Origin of the sequence: Amycolatopsis sp., assembly GCF_036008905.1 — a bacterium.
GTDB lineage: Bacteria > Actinomycetota > Actinomycetes > Mycobacteriales > Pseudonocardiaceae > Amycolatopsis.
Map to the genome: position 1 here is coordinate 101,651 of NZ_DASYMU010000036.1, position 16,703 is coordinate 118,353.

The window sequence follows — 16,703 nt, forward strand, 5'->3', positions numbered from 1 at the left end:
TGTGATCGTGTGGGTATCAACTACCGCGAAAACCCCGTGCCTAGAGCTCCGAAGCCGCGTCCGCTGTCCCGAAGGTAGTCCTCCGGGCGCCTGCCGGAATGCCTCACCAGGGTCGACCCTACCGCGTATTCCGCCACCTTGCTGGGAAAACCCCAGCGTCCGGCAGGAACTGACCAGGCTTTGACCAGTGGATACACCGGTCCGATAACGGCAGTGTTGCTTTGCTAAAGCAATCTTTGGAATCCCTTGAAAAGCAACGTGAAGCCATGCAAAATCACTCAAACGATCGCGCAAGTGCGAGCAGGGTCACATGGCGAAGTCGGCGGAAATCCGCTACTCAGCCCGCTGAGATCCCTGTAGCAGGGCTTCCCCCTTCGAACTGGAAGTGTCGACGATGACAACAGAGACGCCTTCAAAGGCGCATACCGCCCGAGTAGTGGTTCAGCGATTCGGCGGGTACCTGGCCAGCATGGTGATGCCCAACATCGGGGCGTTCATCGCCTGGGGCCTCATCACGGCCCTGTTCATCCCCACCGGCTGGACGCCGAACGCGCATATCGCCGAACTCGTCGATCCGATGATCAAACTGCTGCTGCCGGTCCTGATCGGCTACACCGGAGGCCGGCTGGTGCACGGCCAGCGCGGTGCGGTCGTCGGTGCGGTCGCCACGGTCGGTATCGCCGTCGGCGCGGACATCCCGATGTTCCTCGGCGCCATGATCGTCGGCCCGCTCACGGCGTACCTGCTGAAGAAGTTCGACGAGCACGTCGGCAGCCGCGCGGGTGCCGGGTTCAAGATGCTGGTGGACAACTTCAGTGCCGGGATCATCGGCGGCATCATGGCCGTGGTCGGCATGCTGAGCATCGGCCCGGTGGTCCAGGGCATCACCAAGGCACTCGGCAACGGCGTGCAGGCACTGGTCGACATCCATCTGCTGCCACTGGTTTCGGTCATCGTCGAGCCGGCGAAGGTGCTGTTCCTCAACAACGCCATCAACCACGGTGTGCTGAGCCCGCTGGGCATCGCCAAGTCGGTGGACAGCGGCAAGGCGATCGAGTTCCTGATCGAGCCGAACCCCGGCCCCGGTGTCGGCATCCTGCTGGCGATCACGTTCTTCGGCGCCAAGGCGATGCGGGCCACCGCGCCGGGCGCGATCGTCATCCAGTTCTTCGGCGGGATCCACGAGATCTACTTCCCGTACATCCTCGCCGCGCCGCGGCTCATCATCGCCGCCATCGGCGGCAGCGCGGCGGGTCTGCTGGTGTTCAGCGTGACCGGCGCGGGTCTCACCGCGACGCCGTCGCCGGGCAGCATCATCGCCGTCCTCGCGGTCACCCCCAAGGGCGGGTTCTTCGGGGTCCTCGCCGGGATATTGGTCTCCGCGGTCGTCTCGTTCTTCATCGCTTCCGCGCTGCTGAAATTCGGCCGGAGCGCGAAGGACGAGGAAAAGGCCCGAGAGCAGGAAATCGCCGACGGCGGTCCGGTCACCGCCAAGTAAGCAATCCGTGCTCGACCCGCGAAGGCCGTTTCAGGAGCCCTTCCCGCTCCCGAAACGGCCTTCGTTTGCTTATTGATGGGAAGGCCTTCACGGCGTTCCCGGGGTCCGTTGGGGCGGTTCTGCTGGGTGGGTGGGTCTTGAGTGGCTACGAGTGTTCTAACACTCGTAGCCACTCACGAGCCACCCACACTTGTTGCCACTCACGAGCCGACGGGAGGGAAGGACTCCAGTGCACGGGCGAGGTCCGCGCGACCGTCGACGCCGAGTTTCCGGTAGGAGTTCGTGAGGTGCTTTTCCACCGTGCGCACGGTGATCTCGAGTTTCCGCGCGATGAGCTGGTTGGTCATCCCGCTCACGGCGAGCTCGGCGACCTTGCGTTCGGACGCGGTCAGCGACGTCCTCGAGGCCGGGACGGCGGACGGCTTGGCGTCGGGGAGGACGAGCCAGGACGCGCCGCATTCGGCGGCCAGCTGCCGGGCCCGCGCCAGGTGTGACCCGGCGTCGGGATGACCGGTGTCGCGCAGACGCTGACCGAGAAGCAACGCCGTTCGCGCCTGCTCCAACGGGTTTTCCGACTCCGCGAGGACTTCGGCCGAGCGGGTCAGCAGCTCGATTCCGGCTGCCCCGGTGGTGATCGCGCCCCGGACGCGCAGTGATCGTCCCTGCCCCTGCGGGGTGCCCCAAGTGCGCGCCCGCGTGTACTCCTCGTCGGCGAGTTCCTTGGCCGTGGCCTGTTGTCCCAGCCGGAAATGCAGCATCGCGGCCCAGCCGCGCCACGGCACGATCTCGGGATTGCGCCAGCCCGTGCTGTCCAGCTGCCGCCCGGAGGCGTGGAAGTACTTCAGCGCGACTTCCGCGTTCCCGGCCTTGGCCGCCGCGACGCCGTGCACCAGCTTCCGCAGCCACGAGCTGTGGAGCTCCGTTTCGTGCTCCGCGCAGCGGGCCAGCGCACGCGCGGCCAAGGCCGCGTCGCCGGTGTCCATCGCGACGAGGACCAGGGCGTGCACCCCTTGTTCCAGCGACGGCTGTGCCGACGGGCTGATCAGGTCCAGTGCGTGGAACGCCAGGTCCGCGGCTTCGGCGAGCCTGCCCCGGCGGGTCGCGATCAGCGCTCGCTGCACCCCGATGAACGTCCGCAGCGAGGGCACGCCGAACCGTCGTTCTTCCGCGGCGGCGAGGTCGAGCCACGCCGAGGCGTCGGTCAGCGAGTCGGCCGTGATCAGCGACCGGACGATCAGGGGAGTGGCAGTGTGCATCTGGTCGAGGCTCGGTGGTTCGCTCCGCAGGATCCGCCCGCCGAGGGTGGCGACCCCGGAAAGATCGGTGCCCGACAACGTGGCAGCGAACAGCAGCGCACCGGCCAGTTCCCGCTCGCCCACCGTGCCGAGCGGAGGTTCGCCGCCCAGCCCGGCGAGCCGCTGGGCGGCGTCCGCCAGGTGCGGCGGATCCTTGATCTTCGCGTACCGCAGCCTGGCTTCCAGCCGTAGCGCCATTTCGCGGGATTCCCCGGTGGCGGTGGCCGGATCGGCGAGTTCCCCGTGCAGTTTCTCCATCAGGTCGAGCGCGGCGCCCTGTCGCAGGCCCAGCATCATCGGCTCGATCCGTACCGCGGCGTGACCGCGTTCGATGGCGGAATCGAATAGCGGCAACGCTTCGGCGAGATGCTGGGCCGAGAGCAACGGGTCGAACCGGCGCTCGGTGGTGGCGAGATCGATGAGCAGCTGCGCTCGCCCCCGGTCCTCGTCCGGGCAGTTCATCAGGGCGCGCCGCAGATACCGGGCCGCGGCGTCGGAATCACCGCGTCCGGACGCGGCTCCGCCCGCCGCCCGGAGCACGTCGGCGGCCCACGGCACCGGCCGCGGTTCGGCCCGCAGCAGATGCGCGGCGATCTCGTCGACGGGGGAGCCGCATTCGTGGAGTGCTTCCGCCAGCCGGAAATGCAGCTCGGCGAACTCGCCGGGGGAGATCGACTGCTCGACGGCGTCACGGACCGCGTGGTGGAAGAACCGGAGTACCCGGCCGGGGTCCACCAGGCCCAGTGTTGCCAGCGTTTCGGCCGCTCCGGCGAGTTCGTCGGGACTGAGCCCGGAGATCGGCGAGAGCAGTTCCCGGCTGTCGGGTTCGTTGAGCGCCGCCAGCGTCTGCGCGAACCTTTGCGTGGCGGCGGACTGCGACCGCAGGCAGGCCGCGAGGTGCGCGCGCAACGCCGTCGGCCTGATCGCGCGCGCGACGGCGGCGTGTTCGGCGATCGGCTGGTACCCCCGCAGCCGGAGCTCCGACAGGACGGACATCAGGAACAGCGGCCTGCCCCCGGAGGCCTCATGACAGCCGCGCACGAAACCTTCTTCGCCGGGCCGGTCGAATTCCGCCGCGACCGCCTGCGCGGTGGCGTCCGGGGAGAGGGGGTTCAGCGCCAGTTTCCGGTCCGCGCGGCCGAGGATCTCCAGTACCGCCGCGTTTTCGGCCGCGGGTTCCCCTTCGGACACGGTCACCACGACCACGATCCGGTGGGAGCCCAGCTCGTTCGTCAGCCTCTCGAGCCAGGCCAGCGAAGGCGCGTCGGCCCACTGGACGTCGTCCACCAGCACGAGGAGGGGCCGCCGCGCACTGAGCCGCATCATGAGCCCATACAAGGTCTCGAGCGCTTTGCCTTCCGGGGTAACGGAAAGCCACTGATCACGCGCTTCGGGCAGTGCGACGAGCAAGGCCGAGTCGAGGAACTGGTGCACCACGCCGAACGCGAAGTCCTGTTCCTCGAGCGCGCCGCTCGCCCGCAGGACCACCGTTTCCCCGGTGGCCTGCCCGGGCAGGGCGTGCAGCAGGCGGGACTTCCCGGAACCCAGCGGGCCGGAGATCACGACCAGTGCGCCACGGCCGTTCGCGGCTTCACGCAGGCAAGCGGCCACCGAATCCACTTCGGAGTCCCGCTCGAGCAGCACGTGATCCAAACTCCTCACGGAATTCCGGGGGCACTCGTCCGCCCGATCCGACTCGAACAGTAGCAACTTCGGGTCCCAGTCAACCCCGGATCGGGCCCATAAATCACTAGTCTTCAGCGCGTTCGAGCGAGTCGTACCGGATTCTCCTTAGTTTTCCGGTTCATGATCGATTCCCGGTTGACGGCCTGTCTCCGGTCTTTCTACTGTTGCCTTGTTCGCGGCGCCGATTGTTCACCCGGTCGCGGAAATCCGCCGGGGCATTCTTGTTCGAGTGAGTCGAAGGGTACCGACATGCCAGAAGACGAGATCCGTACCGCTCGCCGCATCGTCGGTGACCTGCAGAACCTCGCGGACGGCCTGCGTTCGCGCCTCGGCGACGTCTTCCCCGTCCGCCGGTTGCTCAACGATCTGGAAAGTATCGACATTCACCTGGACGAACTGTTTTCCGGAGTCGTGCCATCGCCCCGCGGTAAGGAGGTCGTCCTGGTTCCCGACACCCCGTACGACCCGCAGATGTGGCATGCCGCCGACGACGAAGGATTGGGCGGGCGGCGGCACCACAGTGTCGATTGAGGCAGGCCTGGTGGAAAAGGCCAGAAAACTCAGTTTTCCATCGGCTGGCGCAGGTACACCGAACGCAGCCCGGTGCGGCCGGTGACGCCGAGTTTGCGGTAGATCTTGGCGAGCCGCAGCTCGACGGTCCGGGTGCTCACCGAGAGGGAAGCCGCGATCTCGGTGTTGGAGCGACCGGCCGCGGCGAGCCCCGCGAGATGCTCCTCCTGGCCGGAAAGCACGCTGTGGCGGGAAAAAGGAGTCCGGAGGTCCGGGGCGGAGCGTTTGGCGGCCAGCCGCTCGGAGAGCTCGCGGAGCCTGCGGACCAGGCCGTCCGCCAGGTGCAGTTGTGCCACATCCTCGGCCCCGCGCAGCAAGGCGGTGGCTTCGTCGAGTTCGCCGGCGTCCAGTCTCACCGCGGCGAGGTCGATGACCGCGGTGGCGTATCTCAGCCGGGCCGGAGAATTCCGGAGCAGCCACACGGCCTCTTCGAGGTAGCCGGTTCCCTCGGCCCCGCCGAGCGCGTTCCCCGCACCGAGATGCGCGACGCCCAGCGCCGTCGGCGAGCCCCATTCCCGGGCCAGTTCGACTTCTTCGCGGACCAGGCGCCGAGCCGCGTTTTCGTTGCCGCACCGGCGGTTCGCGGTCGCGGCGAGTACCCGCCACGGTACCAGCGCGGGGTTCATCCACTGTCTGCTCACCAGCACCCGGCCCGCCTCCTGGAACCGGTGGAGCGCGGCTTCCGGGCTGCCGGTGGTCAGTTCCACGACGCCCCGGGCACAGAGCAATCGCGCCCAGCCGATGCCGTTTTCGGCGTCAGGAGGCAGTTCCACCGCCGCCGCGCGCTGGGCACGGTCCAGTGAGCCGCGTTCCAGGTTCACCAGCACGTCCAGCGCGAGGAAGGCCGGTAACGCGCTCGGCGACCAGCAGTTGAGCGGCAGCTGAGCCCGCGCGGAGGCGAGGTCCTCGGCGGCTTCGGCCAGCTGCCCGTCACGCTGGGCGAGGATGGCCCGGTGCAGCAGAGCCTGCCCCGCGGCGGCCCTGGCGTTCTGGCGGCGGGCGTCGGCGAGCACGCCGTCGAGCCCGGCCATCGCCTCGGCCGTCTCGCCGGTGTACCCCAGCGCCATGCCGGCGACGATTCTCGGCGTCAGCGGCCGGTTCTGGTCCACACCCCGGTTCAACGCGGCTCGCGCGAGCGTCTTCGCCCGGCTTCGTCCCCGGCCGCGGCAGGCCAGCTGCCAGGCGACGATGGCGGCCTGCGTCGGATCGGTGGGGAGATCCGGCAACGGCGGCAGGATGGGTGCCGACGCGACCGGGAACTCGCGTTCGTCGGTTTCCCCGCCGTGGGCGAGCCAGCCGAGCGCGGTCAGCGTTTCGAGTGCGGCCGGATCGACGCCCTCGCGGGTGCACACCGTGGTGAGGACCCGCCTGGTGTCCGAAGTGGACCCCCGGGCGACGAGGAGATCTGCCGCCTTCACCAGCACCGGCCCGTCACCGCGGGTTTCCGGGGAGAGCAGGATCTGCCGGAGCCGCCGGTCACTGCCGTCGGGCGATTCGCGGACCTCGGCGGCCGCGAGGTCCATCAGCAGCCGCCGGCGCCGCGGTTCGTCCACGGGTTCGAGCAGCGCCCGCCGGAGCAGGGCCATCGCCTGCGAAGCCCGGCCTTCGACCCGGTGGCGGGTGGCCGCCCGGTGCAGCGTGTCGACCGCCCAGGATTTCCCGACCGCCGGTGCGCCCAGCAGCAGCGTGCCCAGTGGTGGATCGGAGATCGCGGCCAGGTGCCCGAGCTCCGCGGCACGGGAATATAGGGCATGGCGGGTCTTGGCGGCCATGCCTGCCAAGACCTTCCCGGTGACTTCCGGAGCCGCCGGACGTGAGCCGGACGGCTCCACGAGGCCGGCGCTCACCAGCGGTCCAAGCAACTCCGGCGTCGGCGTGCCGGGGGAACCGGCCAGCGTGCGGACGAGTTCGAAGTCGAGACTGCCGTCGGCGACCGCCATCGCGCGCAGCAGATCCAGCGCGCCCGGCGGCACGTCCAGCATGATGTCGTCGAGGTAGTGGTTCACGGTTTCGTTCGCGCGCAAGGAAAACGCGGGCAGCTGCGCGGCGGCGGGAGGCAGGCCGGTCAGCGCGAAGCGGCCGAGCGCGGCCTTCAGGACGGCGGGGATACCGCCGGTCGCGGTCGTCGCGCAGGCCGCGAACTCGTCTTCGACCGCGCCGCTGTAGCCGGCGGCGATGATTTCCCGGACCTCGTCGGTGCCCAGCGGGCCCAGTTCGAGTACCGACCCCGAGACCCAGGGACCGTTGATGTCCACTTCGGACTGGCGGCCACGGACCGCGCACACGAGGAAGAGCGACGTCGTGTGCAGCCGCCGGGCGACGGTTCGCAGCCACCGCTGGGAGAGCGGGTCCGCCCACTGGAGGTCGTCGACGGCGACGACCGTCGGCCGGTCCCGGGTGACGGCGAGGAATTCCCCGCACTGGGCGGGTCCGGCAGGCCGGGGGAAGTCGAGCGTCGCGGCGAGCCGGGAAACCAGGCCGTACGGGACGTCGGCGTCGGCACGGGAACACCGGAGCGCAACCGTCCGCACCCCGGCGTTTTTGGCCAGCAGCAAGGCTTTCCGCAGCAGAGCGCTTCGCCCGGTACCGGGCCGCCCGGTCACGGTCGCCACCGCGGACCGCCCGGCGCGGAGGCCGGCGATCCGGTCGGCGAGCAGCGCGACTTCCCCGTCACGCCCGACCAGTTCGTCCCCGGGCCTGTCCTCGTGCCATCCGGGCGGGCAGCGATCGGAAAGCTGTCGTTCGGACAAGGATCGCCCTCCCATCTCGAAATTGTCGGGGAACGGATCAGCGCGCTGAACGACCGTACAGGTGGTTTTTCACTCTATCGGGGGGCATGTTGGTTTGCAACCTACTTCACGTGGTTTCGCTTGCGTTTGCCTGCTATCCATGGCGGTTGCGCCGCCAGTCTTGCATGATCGCGGGCGGTCGTACGACCCTGGCTAAGGTGAAGACTTTTCGCAGTTCAGGGCCACTTTAGGGGTCTACCTGCGCTTGGCTTGGCAATGTCGGGTGTCGATCTTCGGGGACGCGTTGCTCGATGGACGTAAAACGGGCAAGTCTGTAGGTAAACGAAGGCAAAACCATGGACATGGGTTGTAAGCCCACATTGGCTCCGCTAACATCCGGGTCCTGGGTTCCTGATCTCATGGCTCGGCCGACCCGAAGGGAGTGGAGCATGGAGCACGTTCGGCAACGGCTGTCCTCGGCCGTGCCCACGCCCGAATTCCACGGTGGCCGAGTGCCGGCGGCGGGCGTGGAGCACGATCCGGCCTGTCGGCGAGATCGATACTCCGCCGCCACGTGAATTGCCGGTTGTTTTCTTGCGGCAAGTAATCTGATCCGATTGTTCCGCGAGCGTTCTTCCTCGCGATGAATTCTTGCCCGGCGCCCGCGCGTCTATTGGTTCGCGCGTGATTGCCGCGTCGAATATATCCCGCTCAAAAGAGCGGGAAGACGTTTACCCCGCGCCGCCGGTTCCCCTGTCCGTCGTGTGCTGTTGCCCGCGAGTTTCCCTGGTACGTACCGGTTTGTGTCGCCAGTGTGGCGAGTGGTGCGGGGTACCGAACCGCACCGTACCGAACCCCGGTACCCCGGGTCCGAACCAAGCGGTGTTCGCACCACAGTCTTAAGCGTCACTATTCCGCTGGCGTTGACTTCCGATTCTGCAGGCGTCCATAGTGCTAAAGGGTAAGGACATGGGGAATTTTCGTCCCCCGCAGGGCGTGGATCTTCATCTCATGAAGAGAGGAATGGTCGTAAAATGAGCACAGGCACCGCTGCCACTCTGGTCGAACCGGTACAGGCCACTATTTCGGTACGACGACCAGACGACGGATTCAACGACGTCTTCCGCTCATTCTTCGACCGCTCGGGCATGTGCATGGCGAGCTTGGATCCGAAGCTCCGGGTGGTCAAGGCCAACGTCGAGTTCTTCCGCCAGTTCGGGAGGAACTCGGCCGACGTGTGCGGGAACAGCTTCTTCGAGCTTCTCCACCCGAGCGTCCGCGACAAGGTGGAGCACCAGTTCGCCCGGCTGGCCGAAGGCCGCCGCGTCCGGTTCACCGAGCGGATGGTCGCGGTGCGCCCTGGCGAGTCGGCGTTCACCGCCGAGCTCACCGGCATCGCGGTGCTCGGCGAGAGCGGGCAGGTCGAGAGCGTCATGGTACTCGTCCGGCCCGAACTCGAACGGGACCCGCAGGTGCTGACCGGCCGGAAGAAGCCGCTCACCGCGATGGACGCGCGCATCCTGGAAGGGGTGGCGGCCGGGATCTCCACCGTCCAACTCGCCGCGATGCTCTACCTCAGCAGAGGTGGCGTCGAGTACCACGTGAGCACGTTGCTGCGGAAGCTGAAGGTGGCCAACCGGCCGGCGCTGGTGTCCAAGGCCTATTCGATGGGCATGTTCGGGGTCGGCTGCTGGCCGCCGAAGGTGCTGCCCGACTATATCCAGTGACGGGCGTGGTCCCGTGCCGGCTTCAGGCGGTGATCACTTTCGGTCCCGCCGCCGCGAGTTCGGCGGCGGACCCGGCGTCCAGGCCGCTGTCGGTGATCACCGTGTCGATTTCGTTGAGTGCCGCGAACTTCGTGAAATGGTCGTCACCGACCTTCGTGTGATCCGCGAGCAGGACGCAGCGCCGCGCGCTGCCGATCGCGGCGCGTTTGATCGACGCCTCCGCCGAATCCGGGGTCGTGAGCCCTCGTGCCGGCGAAACGCCGCTCGTGGCAAGGAAAGCCACCTCGACGAAGGTGTCCTTGAGCGCGCGCAGCGCCCAAGTGTCCACAGTGGCCAGTGTGCGGCCGCGCAGGCGCCCGCCGACGAGCATCACCGTCAGGTTCGGCCGCGTGGTGAGCATGAGCGCGATGCGGACCGAGTGGGTCACCACGGTCAGGATCCGGTCGCTCGGCAGCTCGTCGGCCAGCCGTGCGGTCGTGGTGCCGGCGTCGAGCAGGATCGTGCCCTCTTCGGGCAGTTCGGCGAGCGCCGCCCGCGCTATGCGCGCCTTTTCCGCCGTCATGACACCACCGGTGGGCATGGGGACGGGCTCGAACCCGATCCCTTCCACCGGGACCGCGCCGCCGTGCACCCGGCGCAGCACGCCACGGCGTTCCAGGACCCTGAGATCCCTCCTGATGGTTTCGCTGGTGACCGCGAGTTCCTCGGCCAGGGCCGAGACCTCGACACGCTGCCGCGCGCGGCAGCGGTCGACGATCCTCTGCTGTCGTTCTTCGGCGTACAAGGGGTGGTTCCTTCCGCAGGTCGCGGTACGGGATGTGAGGTTATGTGGCGTTCTGCCGGTTGGCAACAAACCGATAACACCGAACTCGGTCAAATCTGTTGGAGGTCAAGGACCTGCACGCCGGGCGTGTGCGGAAGCAAACCCATGCAGGTATTGCAAAACAACGAGAACACAGGCAAAATCACCCAAATCCAATATTGGTCAGTGTCGCACCACCTGGTGGCCGTCCAGTTTTGGGCCGATGAGGCGGAGGTGGTGTTCCCAGTGTTCGTAACCGTGACGGCGAACCCGAGTGTCGACCGGACCGTTGAGGTCGCCGAACTCGTCCGGGGTGGCCTGCATCGTGCGTCCGCCGTGCACATCCATCCCGGCGGCAAGGGGATCAACGTCGCGAGGGCGTTGGTGCGCAACGGACTCAAGGCGCGGGCCATCGTGCCCGCCGGGGGAGTCGAAGGCGAGCAGCTGATCACGCTGCTCGGTGAATACAGCATCGATGTGGTCCGCGTACCCGCCACCGGGCCCGTGCGCAGCAACATCAGCGTGATCGAGCCCGACGCCACCGTGACCAAGCTGAACGAGGCGGGCGCGGAACTCAGCGAAGAAGAGACGAAAGCCTTCTCCGAGGCCGTTCTCGGCAATGTCGCGGACGCCTCCTGGGTGGTCGCCGCCGGCAGTCTGCCGCCGGGGATGAGCGACGAGTTCTACGCCGGCCTCATCCGCCGTCTCGAGCCCGGCGGCGCGAAGGTCGTCGTGGACACGAGCGGCCCGGCGCTGCTGGCGGCGGTGAAAGCCAGGCCCACCTTGATCAAACCGAATCTCGAAGAACTCGAAGAGGCGGTCAAACGTCCACTGTGGACGCTAGGGGACGTCGTCGAGGCCGCGCGGGAACTGCGCGCGCTCGGTGCCGGATCCGTGCTCGCCAGCCTCGGCAGCAAGGGCGCGGTCCTCGTGGCGGCCGACGGCGTGTGGCACGCCGAAGCGCCCGTCGTCGCGCGCAGCACCGTCGGTGCCGGTGACGCCATGCTCGCCGGGTTCATCGCGGCGGGCGGCGCCGGGGTGGCCGCGCTCAGCGCCGGTGTCGCCTGGGGTGCCGCGGCCGTGTCCCTGCCCGGCAGCACGATGCCGGGCCCCGAAGACGTTCGGTCCCATCCGGTCCACGTACACGCGGAACCGGACTGGGACCGGAAATTGCGGGACGAGCCCTGAGCGGGCCGCACCCGCAGAAGTTGTATCTCAGGTAGCCGGATCGATTGCTGGGAAGTGTCAATGATGACGAAGACAGATGCCGAGCCCACCAGGGCGGAGCGATCTCGGGTCGTGGTGCAACGGTTCGGTGGGCAGCTGGCCAGCATGGTCATGCCGAACATCGGCGCGTTCATCGCCTGGGGTCTCATCACCGCCCTGTTCATCCCCACGGGCTGGGCCCCCAACGCGCATATCGCCCAGCTCGTCGATCCGATGATCAAGATCCTGCTGCCGGTCCTCATCGGGTACACCGGTGGACGCCTGGTGCACGGCCAGCGCGGCGCGGTCGTCGGCGCGGTCGCCACCATCGGTATCGCCGTCGGGGCCGACATCCCGATGTTCCTCGGCGCGATGGTCATCGGCCCGCTCGCCGGTTACCTCCTCAAACTGTTCGACGAGCACGTCGGCAGCCGCGCGGGCGCCGGGTTCAAGATGCTGGTCGACAACTTCAGCGCCGGGATCATCGGCGGCCTGATGGCGGTACTGGGCATGCTGGGCATCGGCCCGGTCGTGGAGGCCATCACCAAGGGCCTCGGCAACGGCGTCCAGGCGCTGATCGACATCCACCTGCTGCCGCTGGTCTCGATCATCGTCGAGCCCGCCAAGGTGCTGTTCCTCAACAACGCGATCAACCACGGTGTGCTGAGCCCGCTGGGTGTCTCGCAGTCCGCCAGCTCCGGCAAGGCGATCGAATTCCTGATCGAGCCGAACCCCGGCCCCGGCCTCGGCATCCTGCTGGCGATCACCTTCTTCGGCGCCAAGGCGATGCGGGCCACCGCGCCCGGCGCGATCGTCATCCAGTTCTTCGGCGGGATCCACGAGATCTACTTCCCGTACATCCTCGCCGCACCGCGGCTCATCCTCGCCGCGATCGCCGGTGGCGCCGCGGGTGTCTTCGTCTTCAGCCTCACCGGTGCCGGTCTGACCGCGACGCCGTCCCCCGGCAGCATCATCGCCGTACTCGCGGTCACCCCGAAGGGCGGCTTCTTCGGTGTCATCGCCGGGGTTCTGGTCGCGGCTGCGGTGTCCTTCGTGGTCGCTTCGGTCCTGCTGAAGTTCGGCCGCGGTGCTAAAGAGGAAGAACAGAAGCAACAGTTGGCCAACGGCGGGGCAGTGCCCGCGGACGCGAAGGGAACGGTTCGATGAGCAGCATTCAGGGATCCGACATCAAGAAGGTCATCATCGCCTGCGACGCCGGGATGGGCAGCAGCGTGATGGTCGCCTCCCAGCTGGGCAAGCGCCTCAAGCCGTACAAGATCAAGGTCGAGCACACGCCGGTCAACGAGATCCCGGCCGACGCGAACCTGGTGCTGTGCCAGGAAGGCCTGGTCGGCCGGGCGCGCAAGAGCTCGGCGGACGCGGTCATCCTCGGTTTCAAGAGCTTCCTCGGCGACCCGGTCTTCGACCAGGTCGAGGCGGCGATCCGGGACGGTGGTTCCCTTGCCGACTGACAGCGCGCTGCTGCGGGTCTCCGGGATCCGGCTCGGACTGTCCGCTTTGGACATCGACGACGCCATCGAACAGGTCGGCCGGACCCTGCTCGAGATCGGTGCGGTCGAAGAGCCGTACGTCTCGGCGATGCACGAGCGGGAGAAGTCGGTCTCGACCTTCATCGGCGAGGGCGTCGCGATCCCGCACGGCACCGACGAAGCCAGGAAGTACGTCAAGCGCACGTCGCTGGTCGTCCTGCAGTACCCCCGCGGGGTCGACTGGAACGGCAACGACGTCCGGATGTGCGTCGGCATCGCCGCGAACGGCAACGAGCAGGTCGCCGTCCTGTCCTCGCTCGCCCGTGTCCTGATGGAACCCGACCTCGCGGCCGGACTGCGTGAGGCGGCGGACGCCGAGACGGTGATCCGAATACTGCAATCGATGAACGAGGAGTCAGATCAGTGAAGGTCGCGCGTTTTTACGCACCGGGTGATATCCGCATCGAAGAGGCGCCTGAGCCCTCGCCGAAGGCCGGTGAGATCAAGATCCGGGTGCACAACACGTCCACGTGCGGCACGGACCTGAAGATCTTCCGCCACGGCCACCACCACATCGACCCGCCGCGGGTCATCGGCCACGAGATCGCCGGCGAGATCGCCGAGCTCGGCGAAGGCGTTTCGGGCTGGGAGTCCGGTGACCGCGTCCAGGTCATCGCGGCGATCCCGTGTGGCGAGTGCGCCGAGTGCAAGCGCGGCCGAATGACGGTGTGCCCCAACCAGCTCTCCATGGGCTACCACTTCGACGGTGGTTTCGCCGAATACATGATCGTGCCGTCGAACGTGCTCAAGGTCGACGGGCTCAACCGGATCCCCGAGGGCCTCAGCTACGCCGAGGCCTCGGTCGCCGAGCCGTTCGCCTGTGTCCTCAATGGACAGGAACTCGCCGGTGTCGGCTCCGGTGACGTCGTCGTGGTCGTCGGCGCCGGCCCGATCGGCTGCCTGCACGTGCGGCTCGCCCGCGCCCGTGGTGCCGAGGCGGTGTACCTGGTCGAGCTGAACCGGAGCCGCCTGGAAATGGCGGCGAACCTGGTCAAGCCGGACGCCGCGATCTGTGGCTCCGAGGTCGACCCGGTCGAAGAGGTCCTCAAGCTGACCGACGGCCGCGGGGTCGACGTCGTCATCACCGCCGCGGCGGCGGGCAAGGCGCAGGAAGACGGCCTGCGGATGGCGGCACGCGGTGGCCGGATCAGCTTCTTCGGCGGCCTGCCGAAGGACAACCCGATCATCGCCTGCGACTCGAACCTGGTGCACTACCGCGAGCTGACCATCGTGGGCGCCAACGGGTCCAGCCCGGCGCACAACAAGCGGGCACTCGACCTGATCGCCACCGGCGCGGTGCCGGTCGACGACCTCATCACCCACCGGCTCCCGCTCGACGGCGTCCTCGACGCCATCCAGATCGTGAGCAGTGGTGAGGCCATCAAGGTGACCATCGAGCCCGGAGCGGTTGCCACCGCATGACGCAGTGGTGCGCACCCGCCGGCCGGGTGCGCGCCATGCCCTGATCCGAACTTCGAACACGGAGGCGAGAAGTTGGCTGCCCCACTGGGTGGAAACCCGGCGAGTCCCGGTACCGCGGTCGGTGTCGTCGCGCGGCTCACGCCGGCGCCCAGCCTGCCCGAGCACTGGCCGGAGCCCGCCGGCGCCGAGACCGAGATCTCGGCCGCGACCGACGCGCTCGCGGCCGTCGTCGCGGAGCTCGAACGGCTCGCCACCGGGATGACCGGTGAGGCCAAGGACATCATGGACACGCAGATCATGATGGCCGGTGACGCCGCGCTGATCGACGGTATCCGCGAGTCGGTCGGCAACGGGCGTCCGGCCGCGTGGGCCGTGCGCGACGCGTTCGGCAAGTTCCTCACCGCGCTCGCCTCGGCCGGGGGCTACCTCGCCGAGCGGGTCACCGACCTCGCCGACATCCGGGACCGCGCGATCGCGCACATCCTCGGCCTGGCCCCGCCGGGCATCCCCGAGTCCGACGAGCCGTTCGTGCTCGTCGGCGTCGACCTGGCGCCCGCCGACACGGTGACGCTGGATCCGGCCAAGGTGGTCGCCATCGTCACCGAGAAGGGCGGCCCGACCAGTCACACCGCGATCGTGGCGCGCGCACTCGGGATTCCCGCCGTGGTCGGCTGCGCGGGCGCGGGTTCACTCACCGACGGCCAGCGGATCGTGGTCGACGGGACGCTCGGCCTGATCACGGTCGACCCCGACGACGAACTCGTCAGCCGTGTCGCGGAGGAGACGGCCGCGCTGGCCGCCCGCCTCGGCAAGCATTCCGGTCCGGGCGCGACGAGCGACGGGCACCCGGTCAAGCTGCTGCTGAACGTCGGCGGCGCGGCGGGGATCGCCGACGCGGGCGCCGCGGACTCCGAAGGGGTCGGCCTGTTCCGGACGGAGTTCCTGTTCCTCGACCGCACCGAGGCACCGAGCCTCGACGAGCAGCGGGAGGCCTACGCGAAGGTCTTCTCGGTGTTCGCCGGTCGTTCGGTCGTGATCAGGACGCTCGACGCCGGTGCCGACAAACCGGTGCCGTTCGCGAACGACGACGACGAGCCGAACCCGGCCCTCGGTGTCCGCGGTTATCGCCTGGGCCGCCGGAACCCGGGCCTGGTCAAGACCCAGCTCGAAGCCATCAGCCTCGCCGCGCGGGACAGCGGCGCCGAGGTGCTGGTGATGGCGCCGATGATCGCGACCCCGGCCGAGGCGGCCGAATTCGCGGAAACCGCGAGGGCGTACGGAATCGGCAAGGTCGGCGTGATGATCGAGGTGCCGGCGGCGGCGATCCGGGCGGACGAGATCCTCGCCGAGGTCGACTTCGTGAGCATCGGGACCAACGACCTCTCGCAGTACACCTTCGCGGCCGACCGGATGCTCGGCGAGCTCAGCGAACTGCTCGACCCCTGGCAGCCCGCTCTGCTCGATCTGGTGGCGTTGACGGCGAAAGCCGCGCAGCGGGCAGGCAAGCCGGTCGGGATCTGTGGTGAGGCGGCCAGTGACGCGTTGCTGGCCCCGGTTTTCGCCGGTCTCGGCATCACGAGTCTGTCGATGTCCTCGCCTGCCGTGCCCGCGGTGCGCGCGGCGCTTAAGGAGAAGACCTTCGTGGAGTGCCAGAAGCTCGCGGAGCAGGTTTTGGGTGCTCACGACGCCGTGACCGCCAGGGAAATCGCCTGCGGACTCTGAGTCCGCGCAACGGAAGGACGGGAAATCATGCCCGCGGTACGAGTCAAGATAGGTTCCCCGGTCGGCCTGCACGCCAGGCCCGCGCGCCTGCTGGTGGAGGCCGCCGGCAAGCAGCCCGTCCCGGTCAAGATCGGCCGTTCGGAGGACGCGCTGGTCAGTGCCGCCAGCATCCTCGCGGTGATGTCGCTCGGGGTCAAAGGTGGCGAAGAGGTCGTCCTCGTCGCGGAAGGCGAAGGGGCCGACGCCGCCTTGACCGAAATCTCCGGGCTGCTGGCGCAGGATCTCGATTCCGACGCACCGGCCAAGATCTGATCCGGCGCCTTCGGGCGCTAGGTCGTGTCTGGCGAATCAAGTTCGCGGTCTCCGCGCCCAGGCGGCCCCTGACGGCACGGGGGATTCACCCGAGTACGACCCGGTACGAGGGCAAATCCCCCGCACCGCCAGGAACCACCTGGATCACGAAGCCCATCGAACAGATTCACCAGACACGACCTAG

13 protein-coding genes are annotated in these 16,703 nt (G+C 68.3%); 10 read left to right on the plus strand and 3 right to left on the minus strand.

Annotation, left to right across the window (positions count from 1 at the left end):
- Positions 1–436 precede the first annotated feature (436 nt).
- Positions 437–1,498 carry a mannitol-specific PTS transporter subunit IIC gene (mtlA, locus tag VGP60_RS07100; protein WP_327547068.1) on the plus strand — a complete coding sequence of 354 codons (1,062 nt, stop codon included), beginning with the start codon at positions 437–439 and terminating at the stop codon, positions 1,496–1,498.
- A 200-nt stretch (positions 1,499–1,698) separates the two neighbouring features.
- Here mtlA and VGP60_RS07105 read toward each other — a convergent pair whose 3' ends face one another.
- Positions 1,699–4,437, minus strand: coding sequence for an ATP-binding protein (locus tag VGP60_RS07105; RefSeq protein WP_327547069.1), 2,739 nt, complete (start codon positions 4,435–4,437; stop codon positions 1,699–1,701).
- A gap of 291 nt (positions 4,438–4,728) precedes the next feature.
- On the opposite strand from VGP60_RS07105, the gene VGP60_RS07110 reads away from it, so the two are divergent.
- Complete coding sequence (locus VGP60_RS07110) at positions 4,729–5,010, plus strand: hypothetical protein (protein ID WP_327547070.1); 282 nt, start codon at positions 4,729–4,731, stop codon at positions 5,008–5,010.
- 29 nt (positions 5,011–5,039) lie between these two features.
- On the opposite strand, the gene VGP60_RS07115 is transcribed toward VGP60_RS07110, so the two are convergent.
- Entirely contained in the window at positions 5,040–7,799 is a 2,760-nt protein-coding gene (locus VGP60_RS07115; protein WP_327547071.1) for an AAA family ATPase, read from the minus strand.
- 1,013 nt (positions 7,800–8,812) lie between these two features.
- Here VGP60_RS07115 and VGP60_RS07120 point away from each other — a divergent pair.
- Positions 8,813–9,505, plus strand: coding sequence for a PAS domain-containing protein (locus VGP60_RS07120; protein WP_327547072.1), 693 nt, complete (start codon positions 8,813–8,815; stop codon positions 9,503–9,505).
- A gap of 22 nt (positions 9,506–9,527) precedes the next feature.
- Here VGP60_RS07120 and VGP60_RS07125 read toward each other — a convergent pair whose 3' ends face one another.
- Complete coding sequence (locus VGP60_RS07125; protein ID WP_327547073.1) at positions 9,528–10,289, minus strand: DeoR/GlpR family DNA-binding transcription regulator; 762 nt, start codon at positions 10,287–10,289, stop codon at positions 9,528–9,530.
- Positions 10,290–10,553: 264 nt separating this feature from the next.
- Here VGP60_RS07125 and pfkB point away from each other — a divergent pair, with 264 nt between their 5' ends.
- The 7 genes from pfkB (at position 10,554) to VGP60_RS07160 (ending at position 16,519) form a co-directional block, all read left to right on the plus strand.
- Positions 10,554–11,495, plus strand: coding sequence for a 1-phosphofructokinase (pfkB, locus tag VGP60_RS07130; RefSeq protein ID WP_327547074.1), 942 nt, complete (start codon positions 10,554–10,556; stop codon positions 11,493–11,495).
- A gap of 63 nt (positions 11,496–11,558) precedes the next feature.
- Positions 11,559–12,680, plus strand: a complete 1,122-nt coding sequence (locus VGP60_RS07135) for a PTS mannitol transporter subunit IICB (protein ID WP_327547075.1) — start codon at positions 11,559–11,561, stop codon at positions 12,678–12,680.
- Positions 12,677–12,985: a PTS lactose transporter subunit IIB gene (locus tag VGP60_RS07140; protein WP_327547076.1), complete on the plus strand. Its 309-nt coding sequence runs from the start codon at positions 12,677–12,679 to the stop codon at positions 12,983–12,985. Before VGP60_RS07135 ends, VGP60_RS07140 begins: the two co-directional genes overlap by 4 nt.
- Complete coding sequence (locus VGP60_RS07145) at positions 12,966–13,430, plus strand: PTS sugar transporter subunit IIA (RefSeq protein ID WP_327547077.1); 465 nt, start codon at positions 12,966–12,968, stop codon at positions 13,428–13,430. Before VGP60_RS07140 ends, VGP60_RS07145 begins: the two co-directional genes overlap by 20 nt.
- Complete coding sequence (locus tag VGP60_RS07150; RefSeq protein WP_327547078.1) at positions 13,427–14,485, plus strand: zinc-dependent dehydrogenase; 1,059 nt, start codon at positions 13,427–13,429, stop codon at positions 14,483–14,485. Before VGP60_RS07145 ends, VGP60_RS07150 begins: the two co-directional genes overlap by 4 nt.
- A gap of 72 nt (positions 14,486–14,557) precedes the next feature.
- Complete coding sequence (ptsP, locus tag VGP60_RS07155; protein ID WP_327547079.1) at positions 14,558–16,207, plus strand: phosphoenolpyruvate--protein phosphotransferase; 1,650 nt, start codon at positions 14,558–14,560, stop codon at positions 16,205–16,207.
- 27 nt (positions 16,208–16,234) lie between these two features.
- Positions 16,235–16,519: an HPr family phosphocarrier protein gene (locus tag VGP60_RS07160; protein WP_327547080.1), complete on the plus strand. Its 285-nt coding sequence runs from the start codon at positions 16,235–16,237 to the stop codon at positions 16,517–16,519.
- Positions 16,520–16,703: the final 184 nt, after the last annotated feature.

Excerpts from the sequence above, each read along its gene's own strand:
- VGP60_RS07110 (WP_327547070.1), top strand. The coding sequence starts at position 4,729 with ATGCCAGAAGACGAGATCCGTACCGCTCGCCGCATCGTCGGTGACCTG.
- VGP60_RS07120 (WP_327547072.1), top strand. The coding sequence starts at position 8,813 with ATGAGCACAGGCACCGCTGCCACTCTGGTCGAACCGGTACAGGCCACT.
- VGP60_RS07135 (WP_327547075.1), top strand. The coding sequence starts at position 11,559 with ATGACGAAGACAGATGCCGAGCCCACCAGGGCGGAGCGATCTCGGGTC.
- VGP60_RS07140 (WP_327547076.1), top strand. The coding sequence starts at position 12,677 with ATGAGCAGCATTCAGGGATCCGACATCAAGAAGGTCATCATCGCCTGC.
- VGP60_RS07160 (WP_327547080.1), top strand. The coding sequence starts at position 16,235 with ATGCCCGCGGTACGAGTCAAGATAGGTTCCCCGGTCGGCCTGCACGCC.